General features: G+C 66.1%; 1 protein-coding gene. It reads right to left on the minus strand.

The annotated features are described in order from the left end of the window. The coding region (locus M1M07_RS32365; protein WP_248676787.1) for an AMP-binding protein at nt 1-700 on the minus strand (700 nt) is incomplete at both ends.

Genomic DNA, 700 nt, shown 5'->3' on the forward strand with positions numbered 1-700 from the left:
CGAACGGGTTCGCCACGAACCGATCCGCCGTCAACTCCGGCCGACCGAAATACCCCCGAGCCAACTGCACACCCGACAGATACAACTCACCCGCAACACCCACCGGCACCGGACGCAACCGCTCGTCCAACACGAACGCCGACACATTCCACTCCGGCACACCGATCGGCACACCCACCACATCGGCACCCGACACCTCGTGCCAGGTCACCGACACCGCAGCCTCCGTCGGACCGTACAAGTTGAACAGCCCCACACCCGGATTCGACGACCGGAACCGCTGCGCCACCACCCCCGGCAACGCCTCACCGATCGCCAGCACCCGACGCAACGACGACGCCAACACCCCACCCGAACCCGAGGACGACGCCGCAGTCAACAGAGCCTCGAGCATCGACGGCACCACATGCAACGTCGACACCGACGCCGACCGCATCAACCCCAGCAGATACCCCGGATCCCGATGCCCCTCCGCCTCGGCCACCACCAACCGGCCACCCGAGACCAACGCCGACCAGAACTCCCACACCGACAAATCGAACGTCGCCGCAGTCTTGAGCAACACCGCATCGTCCGGACCCAACCCGAACGCCGCGACCTTCCACACCAACTGATTCGCCACCGCCCGATGCGGCACCGCCACACCCTTCGGACGACCCGTCGAACCCGACGTGAAGATCACATACGCCGTGTGCTCCGG

Origin of the sequence: Rhodococcus sp. HM1 (assembly GCF_023218075.1) — a bacterium.
In the GTDB taxonomy this organism is placed as follows: Bacteria; Actinomycetota; Actinomycetes; order Mycobacteriales; family Mycobacteriaceae; genus Rhodococcus.